Annotated in this window: 3 protein-coding genes and 2 pseudogenes; 1 reads left to right on the forward strand and 4 read right to left on the reverse strand. The window is 44.6% G+C overall.

Features of this window, described 5'->3' with window-relative positions; genetic code table 11:
- The 3 genes and pseudogenes from RMO52_RS01530 to RMO52_RS01540 form a co-directional block, all read right to left on the reverse strand.
- Positions 1 to 522, reverse strand: a pseudogene (locus RMO52_RS01530) (hypothetical protein); the annotation flags it as partial.
- Positions 523 to 640: 118 nt separating this feature from the next.
- Complete coding sequence (locus RMO52_RS01535; protein ID WP_309742425.1) at positions 641 to 958, reverse strand: hypothetical protein; 318 nt, start codon at positions 956 to 958, stop codon at positions 641 to 643.
- 93 nt (positions 959 to 1,051) lie between these two features.
- Positions 1,052 to 1,192 carry a hypothetical protein gene (locus RMO52_RS01540; RefSeq protein ID WP_309742426.1) on the reverse strand — a complete coding sequence of 47 codons (141 nt, stop codon included), beginning with the start codon at positions 1,190 to 1,192 and terminating at the stop codon, positions 1,052 to 1,054.
- Positions 1,193 to 1,344: 152 nt separating this feature from the next.
- Between RMO52_RS01540 and RMO52_RS01545 the strand changes: the two are divergent.
- Positions 1,345 to 2,112 (forward strand): annotated as a pseudogene (locus RMO52_RS01545) (IS5 family transposase).
- Here RMO52_RS01545 and RMO52_RS01550 read toward each other — a convergent pair.
- A complete protein-coding gene (locus tag RMO52_RS01550; protein ID WP_310410318.1) occupies positions 2,105 to 2,992 on the reverse strand; it encodes a hypothetical protein in 888 nt (295 codons plus the stop codon). The pseudogene RMO52_RS01545 and the gene RMO52_RS01550 overlap by 8 nt on opposite strands.
- Positions 2,993 to 3,122: the final 130 nt, after the last annotated feature.

Genomic DNA, 3,122 nt, shown 5'->3' on the forward strand with positions numbered 1-3,122 from the left:
CACGAATCCCGCTTGAACTGGGTCGCCAACCGAGATAGCAGCTTCAATGTTGGTGTTAATAACTTTCAAATACATTTTCTCTGCGGTAACGTTGCAGCTTGCGATGGTAATGCCTTCACCCATTTCAGCAAGCTCAGGCATTACCATCGCTAGAATTTCGTGATTGTCCACGATCCGATAGCGATTGCTCAAGAACGCCCGCACCTGACCTCGCAAAGTACGAATCAGCGAGGTTTCGCCTTGCTTTTTAGCCAACCAATGATTGATGTTGGTTGACAACAGAGCGGGGGCCTCCGAGCGCATCCGATCGTAATAGGGCTTTGGAACCTGGATGCGGCTAGCCATTTGTGAGTGAGCGAAGTCTGTCGCTGGCATTTCTTCGCTGCCATTATTGGTTTCGAGATGAAAGTTGCCATTACCGAGCATACTCAAGCTCGATGTGGGAGCGTGGAAGTCGCGCTTAGATTCTTGTTGGGCGGTGAGTTCTTCGGCGAGTTGGACGAGAGTTAGACCAGATTTCATGATGTTGACCTCGGATAAAGTAGGGATGGATAAAGATGAAAAAGCCGCCGAATCGCTCTAGATTCGGCGGCAGAATTCAAACCGTCAACTAACTGCGGCTTGCCGCGTCCGGTTCCGATCAAAAGTTGTGTAATTCGGCTTTCACTGCATTTATTTCAGCCTCAATAATAGCGAGGGTTTCCGTCAGACTTTGATGAAAGAATTTCTTACATGAAAGAGATGCAGGACGAATTTCTATTTGCCCATCATCGCCAATATGGATACTAACAGAGCAGTCTTTATATTTTGCACTATAAACATCTAGACGGAAATAAACTAGACCTCTAAAACTGTAGAGGTGATAAGTAATATAGTCCGCCGAATCAACTTGTCCACGTAAAATTCTATCTACCATCATTCGTCTGATTTCATATATTTCTTGAAAGTTTATCTTCATTTTTAGCCTCGCATAATTAGTACAAAAGAAAATCGCCAAATATATTTGTACTTGGCGATTAGAACATGGATTCTAGCGATCGTTCCGCTTCACTTACAGCGTTCGACGATCGCTAGATGGCAGTCGAACGCTGTAATGCTGTTGAATAGTCGATTGACGAAGCTGCTGTTTGAGCTTCATCATTGCCTCGAAAGGAAGGTCGATACGTGGGTACTTAGCTGTATTTTGCTGCATGATGGATGTAGTGGTTCGATGGAAATAGGAAAGCCGCCAAACTCACATCTTGCACTAAAACAAAGTTACTGGTGTTCTAGTGGCTAGTGGCTAGTGGCTAGGGCGTGTCATCAATTAGGTAAACTTAGGTAAAGTAACAAAGTAGTAAGGCGATGACAACCAGAAGGTATGCTCTGCGAGATGACCAGTGGGAGCGAATTAAAGACATCCTACCAGGACGAGATGGTTCTGTGGGTGTCACAGCAAAAGATAATCGATTGTTTATCGAAGCAGTGCTATATCGATATCGCTCTGGCAGCGCGTGGAGAGACTTACCCGCTCGATTTGGAGATTTTCGAGTGGTACACACCAGGTTGAGTCGATGGGCAAAAACAGGTATATGGGAGCAAGTATTTCAACATTTGGCAGCCGAGGCTGATAATGAATATGCCATGATTGATGCAACAATTGTCCGCGCACACCAACACAGTGCGGGGGCAAAAAAAGGGGGGAGCCAAACGACGAAGCAATTGGTCGAAGTAAAGGAGGTTTGAGTACTAAAATTCATGCAACTACTGACGCACTTGGTAATCCATTGAGTTTTCATTTGACACGCCCGACAAGCCTGTGACTTAGATGGAGCGGATCTACTACTACCTAAATTGGCTGCTGACATTATACTGGCAGACAAAGGGTATGATGCAGACAAACGTGTGATTGAGCTATTGCAATCTCAGGATAAAACTGCCGTGATTCCACCCAAATGCAATCGAATTAAACCTCGTGAGTATGACAAAGATTTGGATAAAGCTAGACATCTAATTGAAAACTTTTTTGCCAAGCTCAAGCAGTATCGAGCTATTGCTACTCGTTATGATAAGCGCGCTGTCAACTTTCTGGGTGCTATTTATCTTGCCGCTTCTGTCATCTGGCTCAATTGATGACACGCCCTAGCACGATTCGATAATCGTAAGCCGAGCCGATTGCCATTAAATTCGATAGATAATGTAGTTGAACTTCTTGATATGACTTATTACCTGCTTCTTCAAAGACTTTGGGTTGAAGTTTCAGCAGCAGACTACCGACGTATCGACGATCGACTTTGATGCGATCGCGGTTGGAAGAGTGAACGGCAGACGGATAGCGCATCATTACGCTAGTTGGATGCAGTCGCGTCCGCACGTTTTCGCCGATTGTCCCCTTTTGCAGATTGAATTCGATGATTTGTGGAGCTGGCTCTGGTGCGAGTTCTTCTACACGATCGTTAAAGCGATTAAGTTCTTTCCAGCAGTGCTGCCAAACTTCCTCACCAGATAGGGGTGTAGCTTTGAGTTGAAGTTTATCTCTAAATAAATTAGACCACTCAAAAAAGCCCTGCTCATAGGCATTTAGGAGAATCGCATCGATCGTTTGTTGGCGAACTTCCTCGATCGAACCTGACAGCCTTTGATACCATAGGGTACTGAATTTGATGATTTTCTCGATTAACTTTTGCTCTCGCGCTCCTAAGTTAGGGGTAAAAGTGCCCATCAAAAATACTTGGTGAGGGCGGCGTTGACCGCTATTGTCGAGATTCTGTAAAATTAGCATTTCTTCAGCAATTAATGGCTGAGATTGAGGCGATGCCGTTTCAAATTGAGCTATTAATTCATTCAGGCGGTCGGTGCGATCTGAGAATGATTGAAATTCAACGCGCAACTTTTCGCCTATCGGTAATTCGTGCCCTAGAGATGCGATCGAGTTAACGATCGATTTAGCTGCCACTTCGCCAAAATCATCATGAATGCCTGGGCATTCCCAAATAAATCGCAATGGGAGCATCCCACTTTTTATTCGATCGGGACAAGTAAACCTTTTGTACTAGTGGAAGGATTAAGGAATTTACCTCTAGATCGAGCAGATCGAGCATAATGCTGAGATAATTAAAGCGAGTAAATTCAAGGTAATGTGA

The sequence above is a fragment of the Chamaesiphon sp. OTE_8_metabat_110 genome (assembly GCF_031382685.1).
Lineage (GTDB): Bacteria > Cyanobacteriota > Cyanobacteriia > Cyanobacteriales > Chamaesiphonaceae > Chamaesiphon.